This is a genomic window from Enterobacter sp. MGH 37, assembly GCF_000534515.1.
GTDB lineage: Bacteria > Pseudomonadota > Gammaproteobacteria > Enterobacterales > Enterobacteriaceae > Enterobacter > Enterobacter kobei.
Window position 1 is genome coordinate 281,492 of the sequence record NZ_KI973205.1, and the last position, 16,782, is coordinate 298,273.

Sequence of the window (16,782 nt, forward strand, 5' to 3'; positions counted from 1 at the left end):
TTATTCGCGGCGATAAGCGAAAGGGGGCCATCTGGCCCCCTTTACCCCTGTCTGAACGTTGTGCTTATTTCCCCAGCAGCTCCCTGCGCACAATTTCTGCCCCCGCGCTCAGCGTGGCCAGCTTGCCGCGCGTTCCAGTCGCTCACCTCGTCAAAGAAGACGTTAAACGCGGTTCGTCGAACTGGATAATGTCCACGCCCGCCGCCTCAAGCTCTTTCGCCTCCTGGTTAAGGATGCGGGCAAACTCCCAGGCCAGCCTTTCGCATCTTCAACGAAGACCAGCTTCAGGCGCGACAGCGCACCTACCACCGCCGGCACGCTCGCGTCATAGCGATTGCGGATTTTCACCACTTCGCGCTTCTCAAAATCCACGCCGTTCAGGTGTTCAATAAAGGGGGTGTCGAAGTGCTGGCGCGTCCTGCTGGTATTCAGCGCCTAACGCAGGTTTTGCTGACGGCTTTCTCCGCGCGCTAAATTCGCAAAGTTGGTGGTAATACGCGTTTTTTGAAGGGGTTATAGTATCATCGAAACGAATGCTTTTTAAGGTGAAGACAAAAGGTTTTGTCATCGTAAAGGGCGGGGCGGCGGCACCAGTTTCGCGCAGCGTCACCCGTCGCGCCAAAATCAATAATGATAACTATTTTCATTTGATTATAGCCTGTGCTATACAATATAGCTAAGGCTAATTTCGGTATATTTTTAACCACTTCAGGAGAGTTCTGCGATGCACCTACTGCAAGGATTGAAGCGTCTGTTGTTCAGCTCGCTGCTACTGACCGCGGCCACCGCGGGCGCACAGGCGGCTGAAAAATTCCAGGTCATCACCACGTTTACCGTCATAGCGGATATGGCGAAAAACGTGGCGGGGGACGCCGCAGAAGTCACTTCCATCACCAAACCGGGCGCTGAAATCCATGAGTATCAGCCGACGCCCGGCGACATCAAGCGCGCCCAGAAGGCGCAGCTGATCCTGGCCAACGGCATGAACCTTGAGCTGTGGTTCCAGCGGTTTTATCAGCATCTGAACGGCGTGCCGGAAGTGATTGTCACCAAAGGCATTACGCCGATGGGGATCGGGGAAGGGCCGTATAACGGCAAACCCAACCCGCACGCGTGGATGTCTCCGGATAACGCCCTGATTTACGTCGATAACATTCGTGACGCGCTGGTGAAGTACGACCCGGCGAATGCGCAGACCTATCAGCGCAACGCTGAAGCCTATAAGCAGAAGATCACCGCCACCCTCGAACCGCTGCGTAAGCAGGTTGCGGAGATCCCGGAAGATAAACGCTGGATGGTCACCAGTGAAGGGGCGTTCTCCTATCTGGCGCGGGATCTGGGCCTGAAAGAGCTTTACCTGTGGCCGATCAACGCCGATCAGCAGGGCACGCCTCAGCAGGTGCGCAAGGTTATCGATCTGGTGAAAAAACATCGCATTCCGGCGGTGTTCAGCGAAAGTACCGTCTCCGATAAACCCGCGCGCCAGGTGGCACGGGAAACCGATACCCATTACGGCGGCGTGCTGTATGTCGACTCCCTGAGCGCAGAAAACGGCCCGGTGCCGACCTATATCGATCTGTTGAACGTCACGACCCGCACGCTGGTGCAGGGCATCCGTGACGGCATGAAGGAGTAACCATGCAGAAGGGGATTGTCGTAACCGATTTGACCGTGACCTACCGTAACGGTCATACCGCATTGCGTGATGCCTCGTTCAGCGTGCCGGGCGGTTCGATTGCCGCACTGGTCGGCGTGAACGGTTCCGGCAAATCTACGCTGTTTAAGGCGGTGATGGGCTTTGTACGGGCGGCAAGCGGCACGATCACTATTCTGGGATTACCGTCTCACCGGGCGCTCCGTCAGAACCTGGTCGCCTACGTGCCGCAGTCGGAAGAGGTTGACTGGTCGTTCCCGGTGCTGGTGGAAGACGTGGTGATGATGGGCCGCTACGGACATATGGGTTTTTTGCGTCGGCCAAAAGCGCTGGATCGGCAGATCGTCACCGACGCTCTGAAACGGGTGGATATGCTTGAGCTGCGCCATCGGCAGATTGGTGAGCTCTCCGGCGGGCAAAAGAAACGCGTGTTTCTGGCGCGGGCGATTGCCCAGCAGGGCGAGGTGATCCTGCTCGACGAGCCGTTTACCGGCGTGGACGTTAAAACTGAAGCCAGAATTATCACCCTGCTGCGGGAACTGCGCGATGAGGGCAAAACCATGCTGGTATCGACCCACAATTTAGGCTCCGTCTCCGGGTTTTGCGATTACACGGTCATGGTCAAAGGTACCGTGCTGGCAAGCGGCCCGACGGAAACCACCTTTACCGCCGAAAATCTGGAGCGCGCCTTCAGCGGCGTGCTGCGCCACGTGGTGCTCAGCGGCTCTGAAGATCGCATTATTACCGACGATGAACGCCCCTTCGTGACGCACCGTCAGGAGGTAAAATGAGCGTATTTCTGGAACCCTTCGGCTACGAGTACATGCTGAACGCGATGTGGGTTTCGGCGATGGTGGGCGGGCTGTGCGCGTTTCTCTCGTGCTATCTGATGCTAAAAGGCTGGTCGCTGATTGGCGATGCGCTCTCGCACTCCATCGTACCGGGCGTGGCGGGAGCCTACATGCTCGGGCTGCCGTTTTCGCTGGGGGCGTTCCTGTCGGGCGGGCTGGCGGCGGGCAGCATGCTGTTTCTCAACCAGCGCAGCCGCCTGAAAGAGGACGCCATCATCGGGCTGATCTTCTCCTCCTTTTTCGGTCTGGGGCTGTTTATGGTCTCACTCAACCCGACCTCGGTGAATATTCAGACTATCGTCCTCGGGAATATCCTCGCCATTGCCCCGGAAGACATCGTCCAGCTGGCGATTATCGGCGTGGTGTCGATGCTTGTTCTGCTGTTCAAATGGAAAGATTTGATGGTGACCTTTTTTGATGAGAACCACGCCCGCGCCATCGGTCTGCGTCCTGAACGTCTGAAGATCCTTTTCTTTACCCTGCTGGCGGTTTCCACCGTGGCTGCGCTGCAAACCGTCGGCGCATTTCTGGTGATCTGTCTGGTGGTCACGCCCGGCGCGACCGCGTGGCTGCTGACCGATCGCTTCCCGCGACTGCTGATGATTGCCGTTGCCATGGGTAGCATTACCAGCTTCCTCGGCGCGTGGGCGAGCTATTATCTCGACGGCGCGACCGGCGGCATTATCGTGGTCGCCCAGACGCTGCTGTTCCTGCTGGCGTTCGTCTTTGCGCCGAAGCACGGGCTGCTCGCCAGCCGCCGTCGGGCGCGCCGGGCGCAGGAGGTCCACCCATGATCGCGCTGCTCCTTGAACCCTTCCAGTTTGCGTTTATGAACAACGCGCTGCTGATTTCACTGCTGGTCGCCGTGCCCTGCGCGCTGCTGTCGGTTTTTCTGGTGCTCAAGGGCTGGGCGCTGATGGGCGACGCCATGAGCCATGCGGTGTTTCCCGGCGTCGTGCTGGCCTGGATGATGGGGCTGCCGCTGGCGCTGGGCGCATTCGTTGCCGGTCTGTTCTGCGCGGTCGCCACCGGATACCTGAAAGACAACAGCCGCATCAAGCAGGATACGGTTATGGGGATCGTCTTTTCCGGCATGTTCGGTGCCGGGTTGATCCTCTACATCGCCGTCAAACCCGAGGTGCATCTCGACCATATTCTGTTCGGCGATATGCTGGGTATTAACGGAATGGACATTCTGCAAAGCGGGATTGTGGCGGGGCTGATTGCGCTGGTGATTGGCCTGAAGTGGCGGGACTTTTTGCTGTTCTGCTTTGATTATCAGCAGGCGCAGGCGAGCGGGTTGCGCACTCGCTGGCTGCACTATGGATTACTGTGCATGGTTTCGCTGACTATCGTGGCGACGCTGAAAGCGGTGGGGATTATTCTGTCGATTTCGTTGCTCATTGCGCCCGGCGCGGTGGCGGTGCTGATCACCCGGCGCTTCCACATGGCGCTGCTGGTGGCGGTAGCCGTTTCCGCGCTCGTGTCCGTAAGCGGCGTCTATGCGTCATTTTATCTCGACAGCGCGCCTGCCCCGACTATCGTCGTGCTGTTCGCGGTCGTGTTTATCGTGACGTTTGTGGTCACCAGCGTGAAGGCCCGTCGGCAGGAGAGTGTGACAGCAGGGTGATCGCCTGTTCGCCGTGCTGTTGCCAGTGAACGGTAAAGGCGGTGCCTTCGGGATAGCCCGCGCGCTGGCAGGTCAATGCCAGCGTAAGCGTCTTATCGACGAGCTGCATGACGCGGGCGCTGTCAAATCCCATCCAGGCCTGCACCTGCGGAAAGAGGGCTTTGAACAGGCTCTCTTTGGCGCTAAACACCAGCGTCAGGGCGAGGGCGAACGGGTAACCCGAGCGGGAAAGGACGCTCTCTTCCTGCGCATCAATAATGCCGTCTTTGATTTCCCGGGCTTCGTTTTCGGGGAGGATCGTTTCGCAATCAATGCCGATAAGCGCAGGGTGGTCGTGCGTAACGACAGCCATCGCCAGCGTGCCGCTGTGGGTGATGCTGCCGGAAAACCCCTGTGGCCAGCGCGGTTCCCCGCTGGGGCCGATGCCGGGTACGGTGTGGTCCGGTAAGGCGTGCGCCGCGGCGATGCGCCCGGCAAGATGCTCGGCTTTGCGTTTGCGTCCGGCGTTTGAAAGCTCTGCGTGATGGGGAAGCCAGAGGAGATCGGCGTCGGTAAAAGTGGTGGGGTCGAAGGTGACGCGGTGAACGGTGCGATAGGCGAGAATGAACGTGCTGTGGGTTGTGTGCATGGTTTCCCTCACCCTGACCCTCTCCCCGGAGGGGAGAGGGAAGGTTTACTTCAGTGCCTTAAAAATGCGTATTCACACTCATATACCACGTGCGACCCGGCTCATTATACGTATACGCTCCCGCACCGTACATATACGCGCCGGTGGTGGCATTCCCCGTGGTCTGGGCATTACCCGCACGCCACTGGCGCTTGTCGAAGACGTTATCCACGCCGCCGGTCAGGCTGACGTTTTTGGTCACGTCCCAGGTCGCGCTCAGGCCAACGATGCTGTACGGGCTAACTTCGTCTTTCTCAGACCCGCTCACCGGTTCTCCCTTGTAGTTGTATTTCTTCGGCTGCTGCTTGCCGTACCAGGTGAAGGTTGACTGCAGCGACACATCCTGATGCACCTGCCAGCTCAGGGTCGAGTTTAGCGTGTACTCCGGAATGATCGACAGACGGTCGCCGGTCTCCTTGTTCTTACTCTGCAGCATGTAAGTGATGTTATTGGTCCAGTTGATCGTGTCGCTGACCGGCACGTTCAGGGAGCCTTCCAGCCCTTCAACCACCGCTTTCGGGACGTTTTCCCACTGGTAAATATCCGTCTGCACCTTACCGGAAGAGGTGTGGCCAATTGGCGCATAGCCCGCTTCAATCTTGTCGCGGTAGTCGTTGCGGAACCAGGTCACGCCCGCCAGCCAGCCGTCGCGTTTCCACTCCAGACCGATCTCTTTGTTGATGCTGGTTTCGGCTTTCAGATCGTCGTTGCCCATCATGTAGCAGCCGACGCCGTCGCCGCTTGCGTAGCAACCCTGGCCTTTACTGTAGAGCAGATAGTTCGGGTTGGTCTGATACAGGCTTGGCGCTTTGTAAGCCCGCGCAATACCCATCTTCAGCGTGAAGTCATCCCCCAGACCTTGCGACAGGTTAAGTGACGGGCTCCAGTTATTGCCGACGATGGTGTGGTGATCGAAGCGCAGGGCAGGGGTCAGCATGGTGCTGTCGGTCAGCTCCATGTTGTTCTCCGCAAACAGGGAGAAAATCTCCGCCGAGGTGTACGGACTACGGTCGTTGCTCATGCCCGGAATGGTGCCGCCCTGCTGGGTTTGCGTGAAGGAGGTCGAATCCTTCATGCGCTGCTGGTTCCACTCGGTGCCCAGGGTCAGATTCTGGTTAACGAGGAAATCAATCGGCAGATTGATTTCGCTGTGCAGCATCACGTCGGCCAGATCGGTGTCGGTGAATTTATCGCTGTTAAACAGACCTTCCGTCCCGCCAGCCAGCCCTTCGCCCAGGCGGGAGTTGCGGGTGTGTTCGTACTGCGCCCAGTTGCTGGTGGTAATGCCGTTATCCCAGCCGCCGTTCCAGGTCACCGCGAAGTTCTGGCGATAAATACGGTTGGTCTCTTTGCCGTAGTTTTTCTTCACCAGCGCGTTGTCGTTATTGGTGTTCTGCGTGTCGCCCGCATAAAGGTTGTTCTGGCGGCTATAGCCTGCTTCAAACTCCAGGGACTGCATGGGCGCGAAGTCCCAGCGCACGACGCCGTTGATGTCTTTATTCTCTACACCTTCACGACCTGCGGGCAGGGTGTTGGCGTAGGCGCCAGTACGGTCAGACTGATGGCCCTGGTTGATGTCCCACGCGTCGGCCTGGGTTTTGTCCAGGTTACCGAACATGCGGAAGCTGAAATCGCCGCCCAGCGGGCCGCTCAGGCTGAAGTTGGTGCGCTTAGTGGAACCTTCATCTTTATGTTCCGGCGCATTCAGGTAGGTGTTCCAGGAGCCGTGCCACTGGTCGTCGAATTTTTTGGTGATGATGTTGACCACGCCACCTGCCGCACCGTTGCCGTAGCGGGCGGCCGCCGGACCACGGATCACTTCGATGCGCTCGATCATCTCCGGCGGTACCCAGCCGGTATCGCCCCGGGTATCACGCTCGCCGCGCCAGCCCAGACGGATGGAGTTACGGCTGGTAACCGGTTTACCGTCGATCAGGATCAGGGTGTTTTCCGGGCCCATGCCGCGGATATCAATCTGACGGTTATTCCCGCGCTGGCCGCTGGTGGAGTTACCGGTGAGGTTCACGCCCGGCATGGTGCGGATGATTTCCGACACGTCGCGCGCGGGCGGGTTTTTACGGATCTCATCGGCGGTAATGGTCGACACGCCCGGCGCCTGCAAATTCTGCTCGGCGGCGGTGATCACCATCGTGTCTTCGTGCTGCGCGGAGGCGGCGTTGTCGTCTGCCATGGCGGGCAGCGCGACACCATAAATCCCTAAATTGACCAGCAAGGCCAGAGAGTGAATCTTCTTATTCATTGTACGTCCCGCTTTTATGGTTATTCATGAACGCGCTTCCCACAGCGCGGGCATTACGCTATTGCAAATGCAAATAGTTATCAATAATATTATCAATAAAATTTGTCCTGAAACAAAAAAGACTGTTAAACATGAGGTTATAAGGGTGACGGCGTTAATAACGGGCAGTGAAGCGTGGTGGCAGTCGAAAAGCGGGCCTGACTTGAAACCTGAAAACGGTAAATTTCGCGTCACGTTCTGGTGGCGCGATCCGAACGGAACGCAGACCTCGTCACCGATTAAACACGTCTGGCTCAATATCACCGGCGTGACCGATCACCATCAAAATGCCCGTCCGCAGTCCCTCAAACGCATCCCGGATACCGACGTCTGGCAGTGGCAGGGAGAGTTCAGCCCCGTGTGGCGGGGGAGCTACTGTTTTATCCCTTCCGTGAATGAAAACGATTTTGCCGACGCGGTGTTTGAAGGCGAGAGTCCGGACCGTAAGGCGCTGCGCGAAGGCTGGGGTAAACTGCTGCCGCACGCGGTTTCCGACCCGCTTAACCCGCAGAGCTGGCGCGGTGGTCGCGGTCATGCCGTTTCGGCGCTGGAAATGCCGGGCGCACCCGTTCAGCTAGGCTGGGATCGTCCTGATACGCCCCACCACGCGCCGGTCTGCATTGATTGGGAAAGCGCACGCCTGAAAAACCGCCGCCGAGTCTGGATTTTTACCACCGGGGAGGAAAACCCCGAGCGCCCGCTGGCGGTGCTGCTTGATGGCCAGTTCTGGGCCGAAAGCATGCCCGTCTGGCCCGCGCTGGCCGCGCTTACGCGTGAAGGCAAACTGCCCCCGGCGGTCTATGTCTTAATTGATGTGATTGATACCGCACACCGCAGCCGCGAGCTGCCCTGCAACCCCGATTTCTGGCTGGCGGTGCAGGAAGAACTCCTCCCACAGATACAACGCATTGCCCCCTTCAGCGACCGCGCCGACCGTACCGTGGCGGCGGGTCAGAGCTTCGGCGGCCTTTCCTCCCTTTATGCGGGCCTCAACTGGCCGCAGCGCTTTGGCTGCGTGCTCAGTCAGTCCGGTTCCTACTGGTGGCCGCACCGCGGCGCACAGCAGGAGGGGCTACTCATCGGGCAGCTTAAAGCGGGTGAAAAAACCGCACGCGGACTGCGCATCGTCCTTGAGGCCGGGCGCAACGAACCGCTTATCTTCCGCGTGAATCAGGCGATTTACGCCGAATTGCACGCGCAGCAGGTTTACTGGCGTCAGGTTGACGGCGGACACGACGCGCTTTGCTGGCGCGGTGGGCTGACGCAGGGGCTGATGACCCTCTGGCAGCCGCTTATTCAATAACGGAGTCTGTATGGAATTCAGCAATCCTTTCGATAATCCGCAGGGACAGTTTGTCATTTTGCAAAACGACCAGGGGCAGTACAGCCTGTGGCCGCAGCAGTGCGAATTGCCCGCTGGCTGGCGCGTGGTATGCGAAGCGCAGTCTCAGGACGTGTGCCAGCAGTGGCTGGCGGAACACTGGCAGACGCTTGAGCCGTCCTGTTTTGCGGGGGAAAACGCATGAGCCGTCTTCCGCTTGTCGCCGCCCAGCCGGGTATCTGGATGGCGGAGCAACTGTCCGCGCTGCCAAATGCCTGGAGCGTGGCGCACTACACTGAGCTAAAGGGCGATATCGACGCGCCGTTGCTGGCAAAAGCCATTGCTGAAGGCATGATGCAGGCCGATACCCTGCGGATGCGTTTTGCCGAAGATAACGGTGAGGTGTGGCAGTGGGTGGATGAAACCGTCATGCTGCCGGAACCGTCCATCGTTCGCGTGGACTCTCATGATGCCGCCGTGGCGCTGATGGAAGCCGATCTCAACCAGAACCTGCGCGTCGACAGCGGTCAACCGCTGGCGTTTCATCTGCTGATTCAGGTGGGGGAAGAACGCTGGTACTGGTATCAGCGTTATCATCACTTAGTGGTGGATGGCTTCAGTTTTCCGGCGATTACCCGCCAGATTACCGCCATTTATGCCGCATGGAAAAAGGGCGACCCCACGCCATCTTCTCCTTTTTCACCCTTCGCCGAGGTGGTGGAAGAGTATCAGCGCTATCGTGAAAGCGAGGCGTATGCACGCGACGGTGACTTCTGGGCAGCGCAGCGCAGAAAGCTTCCTCCTCCGGTCTCTCTTTCTTCCGTGCCGCTGCCAGGGCGCGCCGCGACAACTGACATCCTGCGCCTGAAAATCGTCGCCGACAGCAGCGCGTTTAGCCAGCTTGCGCAGGCTGCAGGGCAGGCTCAGCGTACCGATCTGGCGCTTGCGCTGGTCGCGCTGTGGCTGGGCCGCCTGACCGGGCGTCTGGACTACGCCGCCGGGTTTATCTTTATGCGCCGCATGGGCTCCGTCGCGCTGACCGCAACTGGACCGGTGCTCAACGTCCTGCCGCTTGCGGTGAATATCGATCCGCAGGAGAGCCTGCCTGGGCTGGCGCTGCGTCTGGCGAGCCAGCTGAAAAAAATGCGCCGCCATCAGCGCTACGACGCGGAGCAAATTCTCCGCGACAGCGGTAAGGCGGCGGGTGATGAAGCCCTGTTTGGCCCGGTGCTGAACGTTAAGGTGTTCGATTATCAACTGGAACTCGACGGCGTAGAGGCCATCACCCACACGCTGGCGACCGGACCGGTGAACGATCTCGAGCTGGCCTTGTTCCCGGACGAGCAGGGCGGATTAAGTATTGAAATTCTCGCCAGCAAACAGCGTTACGATGAAACAACGCTGAAGGGCCACGTCGCGCGCCTGAACGCGATGCTGGTGCAGTTTGCCGCTAACCCGGACCTGCGATGTGGGGAAGTGGAAACCGTGTCAGAGCAAGAGTACGCGCAGCTTGCGCGCATCAATGACACCGGGCTGGCGCTACCCTCCACCACGCTCGCGGAGCTGGTGGCGGAACAGGCGAGCAGGACGCCGGACGCCCCCGCGCTGGCGGATGCGCACATCGAGCTGAACTACCGCCAAATGCGCGAGCAGGTGGTCGCGCTGGCAAACCTGCTGCGTGCGCGCGGCGTGAAGCCGGGCGACAGCGTGGCGGTGGCCCTCCCGCGTTCGGTATTCCTGACGCTGGCCCTGCACGGCATTGTGGAAGCCGGCGCCGCGTGGTTACCGCTGGACACCGGTTACCCGGACGACCGCCTGCGGATGATGCTGGAGGACGCAAAGCCATCCCTGCTGATTACCACCGATGAGCAGCTTCCGCGCTTTAGCGAACTGCCCATAGCTTCGTTTAGTTACAACATGCTTTTGCCTGCTGCGGGTACTCAGCCTCTGCGCGTGGCGAAACCGGAGCAGACGGCGTACATCATTTTTACCTCGGGTTCAACCGGGCGTCCGAAAGGGGTGATGGTCGGTCATACCGCCATCGTTAACCGCCTGAAGTGGATGCAGAACCACTACCCGCTGACAGCGAATGACGTGGTGGCGCAGAAAACGCCGTGCAGCTTTGACGTCTCGGTCTGGGAGTTCTGGTGGCCGTTTATCGCCGGGGCGAAGCTGGTGATGGCCGAGCCGGACGCGCACCGGGACCCGCAGGCGATGCAGAGCTTCTTCGCCCGGTATGGCGTCACGACGACCCACTTTGTGCCGTCGATGCTGGCGGCGTTTGTCGCCTCGCTGACGCCGGAAAACGTCGACTGCTGCAGGACGCTTAAGCAGGTGTTCTGCAGCGGCGAAGCGCTGCCGACCGGGCTGTGCCGCGAGTGGGAACAGCTCACCCGTGCGCCGCTGCACAACCTCTACGGCCCGACCGAAGCGGCAGTGGACGTGAGCTGGTATCCGGCGTTTGGCCCTGAGCTGGCGGCCGTTGAAGGCAATAGCGTGCCGATTGGTTTCCCGGTGTGGAACACGGGGCTGCGCATTCTGGATGCACTGATGCGCCCGGTGCCGTTCGGCGTGGCGGGGGATCTGTATCTCACCGGCATTCAGCTGGCGCAGGGATATCTGGGGCGTCCGGATCTCACCGCCAGCCGCTTTATCGCCGACCCGTTCGCGCCGGGCGAGCGGATGTATCGCACCGGTGACGTCGCCCGCTGGCTGGATAACGGGGCGGTAGAATATCTGGGCCGCAGCGATGATCAGCTAAAAATTCGCGGCCAGCGTATTGAGCTGGGCGAAATCGACCGGGCGATGCTGTCGCTGCCGGACGTGGCGCAGGCCGTGGCGCATGCCTGCGTGTTCAACCAGGCGGCGGCAACGGGGGGCGATGCCCGCCAGCTGGTGGGATACGTTGTCTCCGAATCCGGTTTACCGCTGGATCGTGATGCGCTGCTGGAATCGCTGAAGGCGCAGCTTCCGCCGCATATGGTGCCGGTGGTGATGCTGCAACTCAGCGCGCTGCCGCTCAGCGCGAACGGCAAACTCGACCGCAAGGCGCTGCCGCTGCCGGAGTTGACCAGCAAAACCACCGGACGCGCGCCGGAAACGGACACCGAAATCGGCGTGGCGCAGGCGTTTGCCGCGCTGCTGGGTTGCGAGGTGAACGATATCGAAGCCGACTTCTTTGCCCTCGGCGGCCACTCGCTGCTGGCGATGCGGCTGGCGGCGCAGCTCAGCAGCACGTTCGCCCGCAAGGTCACGCCGGGGCAGATTATGGTCGCCTCGACGGTGAGCAAGCTCAGTGCGCTGCTGGACTTAAAAATGAACGACGAGCAGGCGCAGCGTCTGGGGTATGAAGCCGTTCTGCCGCTGCGTGAAAGCCATGGCCCGACGCTGTTCTGCTTCCATCCGGCGTCCGGTTTTGCCTGGCAGTTCAGCGTGCTGGCGCGCTACCTCAGCCCGCGCTGGTCTATCACCGGTATTCAATCTCCCCGACCGGAAGGGCCGATGCAGCAGTGTGCGGATCTGGATGGGGTGATTGATCATCACCTGAATACGCTGCGTAAGCAGCAGCCGCAGGGGCCGTATTATTTGTTCGGCTATTCCCTCGGCGGCACGCTGGCGCAGGCTATTGCCGCTCGTTTGCGCGCGCAGGGTGAAGCGGTGGCGTTCCTTGGCCTGCTGGATACCTGGCCACCGGAAACCCAGAACTGGGCGGAGAAAGAGGCCAACGGCCTCGACCCGGCAGCGCTGGCGGAAATTGAGCGCGAGCGGCAGGCGTTTATCGCCGCGCAGCAGGGGCAGGGCAGCAGCGAGCTGTTTGGCGCCATCGAGGGCAACTACGCCGATGCGGTGCGCCTGCTCACCACGGCGCACAGCGCGCGGTTTGACGGCAAAGCGACGCTGTTTGTCGCCGAGCGCACGCGCACGATGGATCCGCAGATCGCCTGGGCACCGTGGGTGGCGGAGCTTGAGGTGCATAGCCAGGATTGCGCCCACGTGGATATCATTTCGCCGCAGGCGTTTGAGAAGATTGGGCCGGTGTTGAAAGGGATATTGGGGTAACGTCAAAAGCGCCGGGTGGCGGCTACACCTTACCCGGCCTACGGATCCGTGGTTGATGTTTGTTGGGTTTGCTCCCTCTCCCTGTGGGAGAGGGCTGGGGTGAGGGCATCAAACCGCACGTTTTCCAAGCGGCACCACCAGCGGCGTTCCCGCCACCGGATCGTCAATAATCATGCAGCGCATACCGTAGATCTGCGCGATCAGATCCGGCGTCACAATCTCCTTCGGCGCGCCCTGCGCCACAATTTCACCGTCGCGCAAGGCAATCAGATGCGTCGCGTAGCGGCACGCCTGGTTCAAATCATGGAGCACCGCCGCCAGCGTAAATCCTTGGGTGCGGTTCAGCTCGCTCAGCAGCTCCAGCAGGTCAATTTGATGGCTGATATCCAGCCACGTTGTTGGCTCGTCCAGCAGCATGATGGAGGTTTCCTGCGCTAACACCATCGCAATCCACGCGCGCTGGCGCTGGCCCCCGGAAAGGGTATCGACGCTTTGTTGGGCGAGAGCGGTAATCCCCGTCGCCTGCATCGCGCGGTTTACCGCTTCATCGTCCTCTTTACGCCAGCGGGTAAACAGCGGCTGGTGCGGATAGCGCCCGCGCGAGACCAGTTCCTGCACCGTGATGTCCCCCGGCGTGGTGGCGTTTTGCGCCAGCAGCCCGATGCGCCTGGCCACCTCTTTGCTGGCGAAGCGCTGGATCTGCTCTCCGTCCAGAAACACGCTGCCCTCAACCGGGGTCATCAGGCGGCTCAGCGTGCGCAGCAAGGTTGATTTGCCGCAGCCGTTCGGGCCGATAATCGCCGTGAAGTGGCCGTCCGGAATAGCGACGGTTAAATCACGGGCAATGATTTTTTTGCCGTAGCCAAGGGTAAGGTTTTCGCCGCGCAAGCGGGTTGTTGTGTCTGTCATTTCTTGCGTGACTCCTGAACGAGCAAGACGATGAGGTAAATCCCGCCGAGGCTGACGGTTACCACGCCCACCGGCAGTTGATAAGGCATAAACAGCCGCTGGGCGCAGAGATCGGCGGCCAGCAGTAACAGCGATCCGCACAGCGCCGCCTGGGTTAATCCCCAGCGCGCGGTGCCGCTAAGACGCCGGGCGATGTGCGGGGCGACAAGCGCAATAAAGGATATCGGCCCGGCGATGGCGGTGGAGGCGGCGGTCAGTAATACGGCCACCAGCATCAGCATCAGGCGCGAGCGCTCAACGCTCACGCCCAGCGCGCAGGCGCTGTCGTCGCCCATCTCCAGCAGCCGCATGCGGCGCACCAGCAGCAGCGCGCCGATAAACATCAGCAAAATCAACGGTGCGGCGGGCCAGGTTTTGCCCCACGTCAGGCCGTTGAGTGAACCGGCATACCACAGCCCGGCGGAGATCGCGGTGTCCAGCGAGGCCTGCAGTAACAGCCAGGTGTTAAAGGCCATCAGCATGGCGCGCACGCCAATACCGATGATGATCAGGCGGAAGGTATCGATGCCGTTGCGCCAGGCAAGGAGCCAGATAACCAGCGACGTCAGAATACCGCCCGCCATCGCCGTAAAGGTGATGGCCGTCAGGTGCTGGCCGAACAGCACCATCGCCACCAGTACGCCACTCCAGGCTCCGGTATTCAGGCCCATTACGTCCGGGCTGCCGAGCGGGTTGCGCATCAGCGACTGGAAAATCGCGCCGCTGACCCCGAGCGCTGCGCCCACCAGAATCGCCATCGCCACCCGCGGCAGTCGCCATTCGGTGACCACCAGGGTGATATTGCGCGGGGCGCTGCCCGTGAGGGCGTGGAAGACCTGCACGAAATCGAGCGTGACCGCACCGCTTTGCAGGCTCCAGACCGCCAGCAGAACCGTGGCGATAACCAGCAGAGATACGCTGGTTATTAAACGACGGGACAGAACCCTCATGCGCCACCTCCGCGTCTGCGTCGTACCAGGACGATCAGCACCGGCGCGCCGATAAAGGCGCTGACCACCGAAACGCGCAGTTCGCCTGGCACCAGTAGACGGCCGAGCACATCGGCAAACAATAGCAGGGCCGGGGTGGCAAGCAAGGTGACCGGCAATGACCAGCGGTGATCGGCCCCCACCAGCCAGCGCGCCATGTGCGGCATCATCAGGCCGATAAAGGCAATCGGGCCGACCACGGCGGTCGCGCAGCCGCACAGGACGGTGATGGCGAGCAGGCCAACCAGCTGCGTGCGCGCCACGCGGTTGCCGAGTGAGGTCGCGGTGTCGCTGCCAAGACTGAGGCTGTTGAGCGCCCGGCTTAACAACAGCGCCACGGCGGCGGCGATAATGACCGGGAGCGCCACCACTTTCAGCGTGTCGAGAGTACGGATATCCAGCGAGCCGGCCTGCCAGAAGCGCAGCTGGTCGTAGACGTCCGGGTTGAGCAGGGCGATGCCGTTGGATAAGCCTTCCAGCACCGCTGCGAGCGCTACGCCAGCCAGCGTCAGGCGTACCGGGCTTAGCTGTCCGCCGCCCTGGCTGCCGGTAAACGCGACCACCAGCGAGGCGGCCAGCGCGCCGCAAAAGGCCATCACCAGTTGCTCAGAAGGTGACGTCAATCCGAACAGCGACGCGCCGAGCACGATGGCAAAGCTGGCGCCAGAGTTCACGCCGAGAATGCCGGGGTCCGCCAGCGGGTTACGGGTGAGGGTTTGCATCAGGGCCCCGGCAAGACCGAGGGCACCACCGGCCAGCAGTCCGGCGAGGGTTCGGGGCAGACGAGCGTCTAGCACGATAACGCAGTCGGCGCTCTGGCAGCTTCCGGAGAGCGCATCGACAATAACGGATGCGGGCAGGGACTTCGCGCCAACCAGCAGACTGAGTGCAATCGCAAGGATCAACAGCAGCAATAATACGGGCACGGCAATGGCGCGCACCGCAGAAGAGGAAAACGACATAGCAACATCCATGATTTGATAATGATAGTGATTATCGTTATCTATCTTATTTGGCTATGTTAGCATGTGCGCCCATGGAATGGGTAGAAATAGACTCAAGGCTTTGTCATGAATCAAAAATCCTGGCTGCTCAACCTCAGCCTGCTCAAAACGCACCCGGCGTATCGCGCCGTTTTTATCGCGCGCTTTATCTCCATTTTGTCCCTCGGGCTTCTCGGCGTGGCGGTGCCGGTCCAGATCCAGGCCATGACGCACTCCAGCTGGCTGGTGGGGTTATCGGTTACGTTAACCGGCAGCGCAATGTTTATCGGCCTGATGGTCGGCGGCGTGCTGGCGGACCGCTACGAGCGTAAAAAACTGATCCTGCTGGCGCGCGGCACCTGTGGCGTGGGCTTTATCGGGCTGTGTATTAACGCTTTGCTGCCGGAGCCGTCGCTGATGGCAATTTACGCCCTGGGGCTGTGGGACGGTTTTTTTGCCTCGCTAGGCGTGACGGCGCTGCTGGCGGCGACGCCTGCGCTGGTGGGGCGCGAGAATCTGATGCAGGCGGGGGCGATCACCATGCTCACCGTGCGCCTCGGCTCGGTGATTTCGCCGATGGTGGGTGGCCTGCTGCTGGCCACCGGCAACGTGGCGTGGAACTACGGGCTGGCGGCGGCGGGAACCTTCATTACCACGTTGACGCTGCTGCGCCTGCCGTTGCTGCCACCTCCGCCGCAGCCGCGTGAGCATCCGCTGAAGTCCCTGATGGCGGCCATTCGTTTTCTGTTCAGCAACCCGCTGATTGGCGGCATTGCGCTGCTCGGTGGCCTGCTGACCATGGCGAGCGCGGTGCGCGTGTTGTACCCGGCGCTGGCGGGCGAGTGGCAGATGAGCGCCTCGGAAATCGGTATTCTCTACGCCGCCATTCCGCTCGGCGCGGCGTGCGGCGCGTTGACCAGCGGTCATCTGGCGCAGAGCGGGCGTCCGGGGCTGATTATGCTGCTTGCTACGCTGGCCTCGTTTGTTGCCATTGGCTTCTTCAGCCTGATGCCGGTGTGGGCGCTCGGGGTGATGTGTCTGACGATCTTTGGCTGGCTGAGCGCCATCAGCTCGCTTTTACAGTACACCCTGATCCAGACCCAGACGCCGGAGGGGATGCTCGGGCGCATTAACGGTTTGTGGACCGCGCAGAACGTGACGGGGGATGCGATCGGTGCGGCGATCCTTGGCGGACTGGGAGCCGTCATGAGCCCGGTGGCCTCGGCGAGCAGCAGCGGGTTAGTGTTAGCCGTTGTTGGCGTGATTTTATTGGCGGTTTTGGTGGAGTTGCGTCGGTTCAGGCAGGAGAGTGCTCCGGTGTGATTTGCCGGGTGGCGCTTCGCTTACCGGGCCTACATTTTGCACCCGTAGGCCCGGTAAG

13 protein-coding genes and 2 pseudogenes are annotated in these 16,782 nt (G+C 60.8%); 8 read left to right on the top strand and 7 right to left on the bottom strand.

All coding sequences use genetic code 11. The features are described from left to right. Positions 1 to 101: 101 nt before the first annotated feature. Together L383_RS25600 and L383_RS25785 are read right to left on the bottom strand one after the other, a co-directional pair. Positions 102 to 420: pseudogene (locus tag L383_RS25600) on the bottom strand (methionine synthase); the annotation flags it as partial. Positions 421 to 438: 18 nt separating this feature from the next. Beyond that, positions 439 to 568: pseudogene (locus L383_RS25785) on the bottom strand (putative oxygenase MesX); the annotation flags it as partial. A gap of 156 nt (positions 569 to 724) precedes the next feature. Between L383_RS25785 and L383_RS22310 the strand changes: the two are divergent. The 4 genes from L383_RS22310 to L383_RS22295 are packed head-to-tail and all read left to right on the top strand — an operon-like array spanning position 725 to position 4,135. Next, positions 725 to 1,636 (top strand): metal ABC transporter substrate-binding protein, encoded by a 912-nt coding sequence (locus L383_RS22310; RefSeq protein WP_023332345.1) that lies wholly within the window; start codon positions 725 to 727, stop codon positions 1,634 to 1,636. Between the two features lie 2 nt (positions 1,637 to 1,638). After that, on the top strand, positions 1,639 to 2,445 hold the full coding sequence (gene sitB, locus L383_RS22305) for an iron/manganese ABC transporter ATP-binding protein SitB (RefSeq protein WP_023332346.1): 807 nt from the start codon (positions 1,639 to 1,641) through the stop codon (positions 2,443 to 2,445). Beyond that, positions 2,442 to 3,299 (top strand): iron/manganese ABC transporter permease subunit SitC, encoded by an 858-nt coding sequence (gene sitC / locus L383_RS22300; RefSeq protein WP_023332347.1) that lies wholly within the window; start codon positions 2,442 to 2,444, stop codon positions 3,297 to 3,299. Before sitB ends, sitC begins: the two co-directional genes overlap by 4 nt. Next, positions 3,296 to 4,135, top strand: coding sequence for a metal ABC transporter permease (locus L383_RS22295; RefSeq protein ID WP_014882940.1), 840 nt, complete (start codon positions 3,296 to 3,298; stop codon positions 4,133 to 4,135). Before sitC ends, L383_RS22295 begins: the two co-directional genes overlap by 4 nt. On the opposite strand, the gene entD is transcribed toward L383_RS22295, so the two are convergent. Next, positions 4,089 to 4,763, bottom strand: coding sequence for an enterobactin synthase subunit EntD (entD, locus tag L383_RS22290; protein ID WP_023332348.1), 675 nt, complete (start codon positions 4,761 to 4,763; stop codon positions 4,089 to 4,091). The two genes, L383_RS22295 and entD, sit on opposite strands and share 47 nt — an antisense overlap. 58 nt (positions 4,764 to 4,821) lie before the next feature. Next, positions 4,822 to 7,062 (bottom strand): TonB-dependent siderophore receptor, encoded by a 2,241-nt coding sequence (locus L383_RS22285; protein ID WP_023332349.1) that lies wholly within the window; start codon positions 7,060 to 7,062, stop codon positions 4,822 to 4,824. A gap of 145 nt (positions 7,063 to 7,207) precedes the next feature. On the opposite strand from L383_RS22285, the gene fes reads away from it, so the two are divergent. The 3 genes from fes to entF are packed head-to-tail and all read left to right on the top strand — an operon-like array spanning position 7,208 to position 12,481. Beyond that, entirely contained in the window at positions 7,208 to 8,404 is a 1,197-nt protein-coding gene (gene fes / locus L383_RS22280) for an enterochelin esterase (RefSeq protein WP_023332350.1), read from the top strand. Positions 8,405 to 8,414: 10 nt separating this feature from the next. Beyond that, positions 8,415 to 8,627 (top strand): MbtH family protein, encoded by a 213-nt coding sequence (locus L383_RS22275; RefSeq protein ID WP_023332351.1) that lies wholly within the window; start codon positions 8,415 to 8,417, stop codon positions 8,625 to 8,627. Beyond that, positions 8,624 to 12,481 (top strand): enterobactin non-ribosomal peptide synthetase EntF, encoded by a 3,858-nt coding sequence (gene entF / locus L383_RS22270; protein WP_023332352.1) that lies wholly within the window; start codon positions 8,624 to 8,626, stop codon positions 12,479 to 12,481. The genes L383_RS22275 and entF overlap by 4 nt, the downstream gene beginning before the upstream one ends. 108 nt (positions 12,482 to 12,589) lie before the next feature. Here entF and fepC read toward each other — a convergent pair whose 3' ends face one another. Genes fepC through fepD form a run of 3 tightly spaced genes read right to left on the bottom strand, consistent with a single transcriptional unit; the run spans position 12,590 to position 15,380 of the window. After that, a complete protein-coding gene (gene fepC, locus L383_RS22265; RefSeq protein ID WP_023332353.1) occupies positions 12,590 to 13,390 on the bottom strand; it encodes an iron-enterobactin ABC transporter ATP-binding protein in 801 nt (266 codons plus the stop codon). Next, positions 13,387 to 14,379, bottom strand: coding sequence for an iron-enterobactin ABC transporter permease (gene fepG, locus L383_RS22260; RefSeq protein WP_023332354.1), 993 nt, complete (start codon positions 14,377 to 14,379; stop codon positions 13,387 to 13,389). The genes fepC and fepG overlap by 4 nt, the downstream gene beginning before the upstream one ends. Continuing rightward, the gene (gene fepD / locus L383_RS22255; RefSeq protein ID WP_023332355.1) at positions 14,376 to 15,380 is read right to left on the bottom strand and encodes a Fe(3+)-siderophore ABC transporter permease; all 1,005 of its coding nucleotides are present in this window, start codon (positions 15,378 to 15,380) and stop codon (positions 14,376 to 14,378) included. The genes fepG and fepD overlap by 4 nt, the downstream gene beginning before the upstream one ends. A gap of 108 nt (positions 15,381 to 15,488) precedes the next feature. Between fepD and entS the strand changes: the two genes are divergently transcribed. Next, positions 15,489 to 16,724 carry an enterobactin transporter EntS gene (gene entS / locus L383_RS22250; protein ID WP_023332356.1) on the top strand — a complete coding sequence of 412 codons (1,236 nt, stop codon included), beginning with the start codon at positions 15,489 to 15,491 and terminating at the stop codon, positions 16,722 to 16,724. Positions 16,725 to 16,782 lie beyond the last annotated feature (58 nt).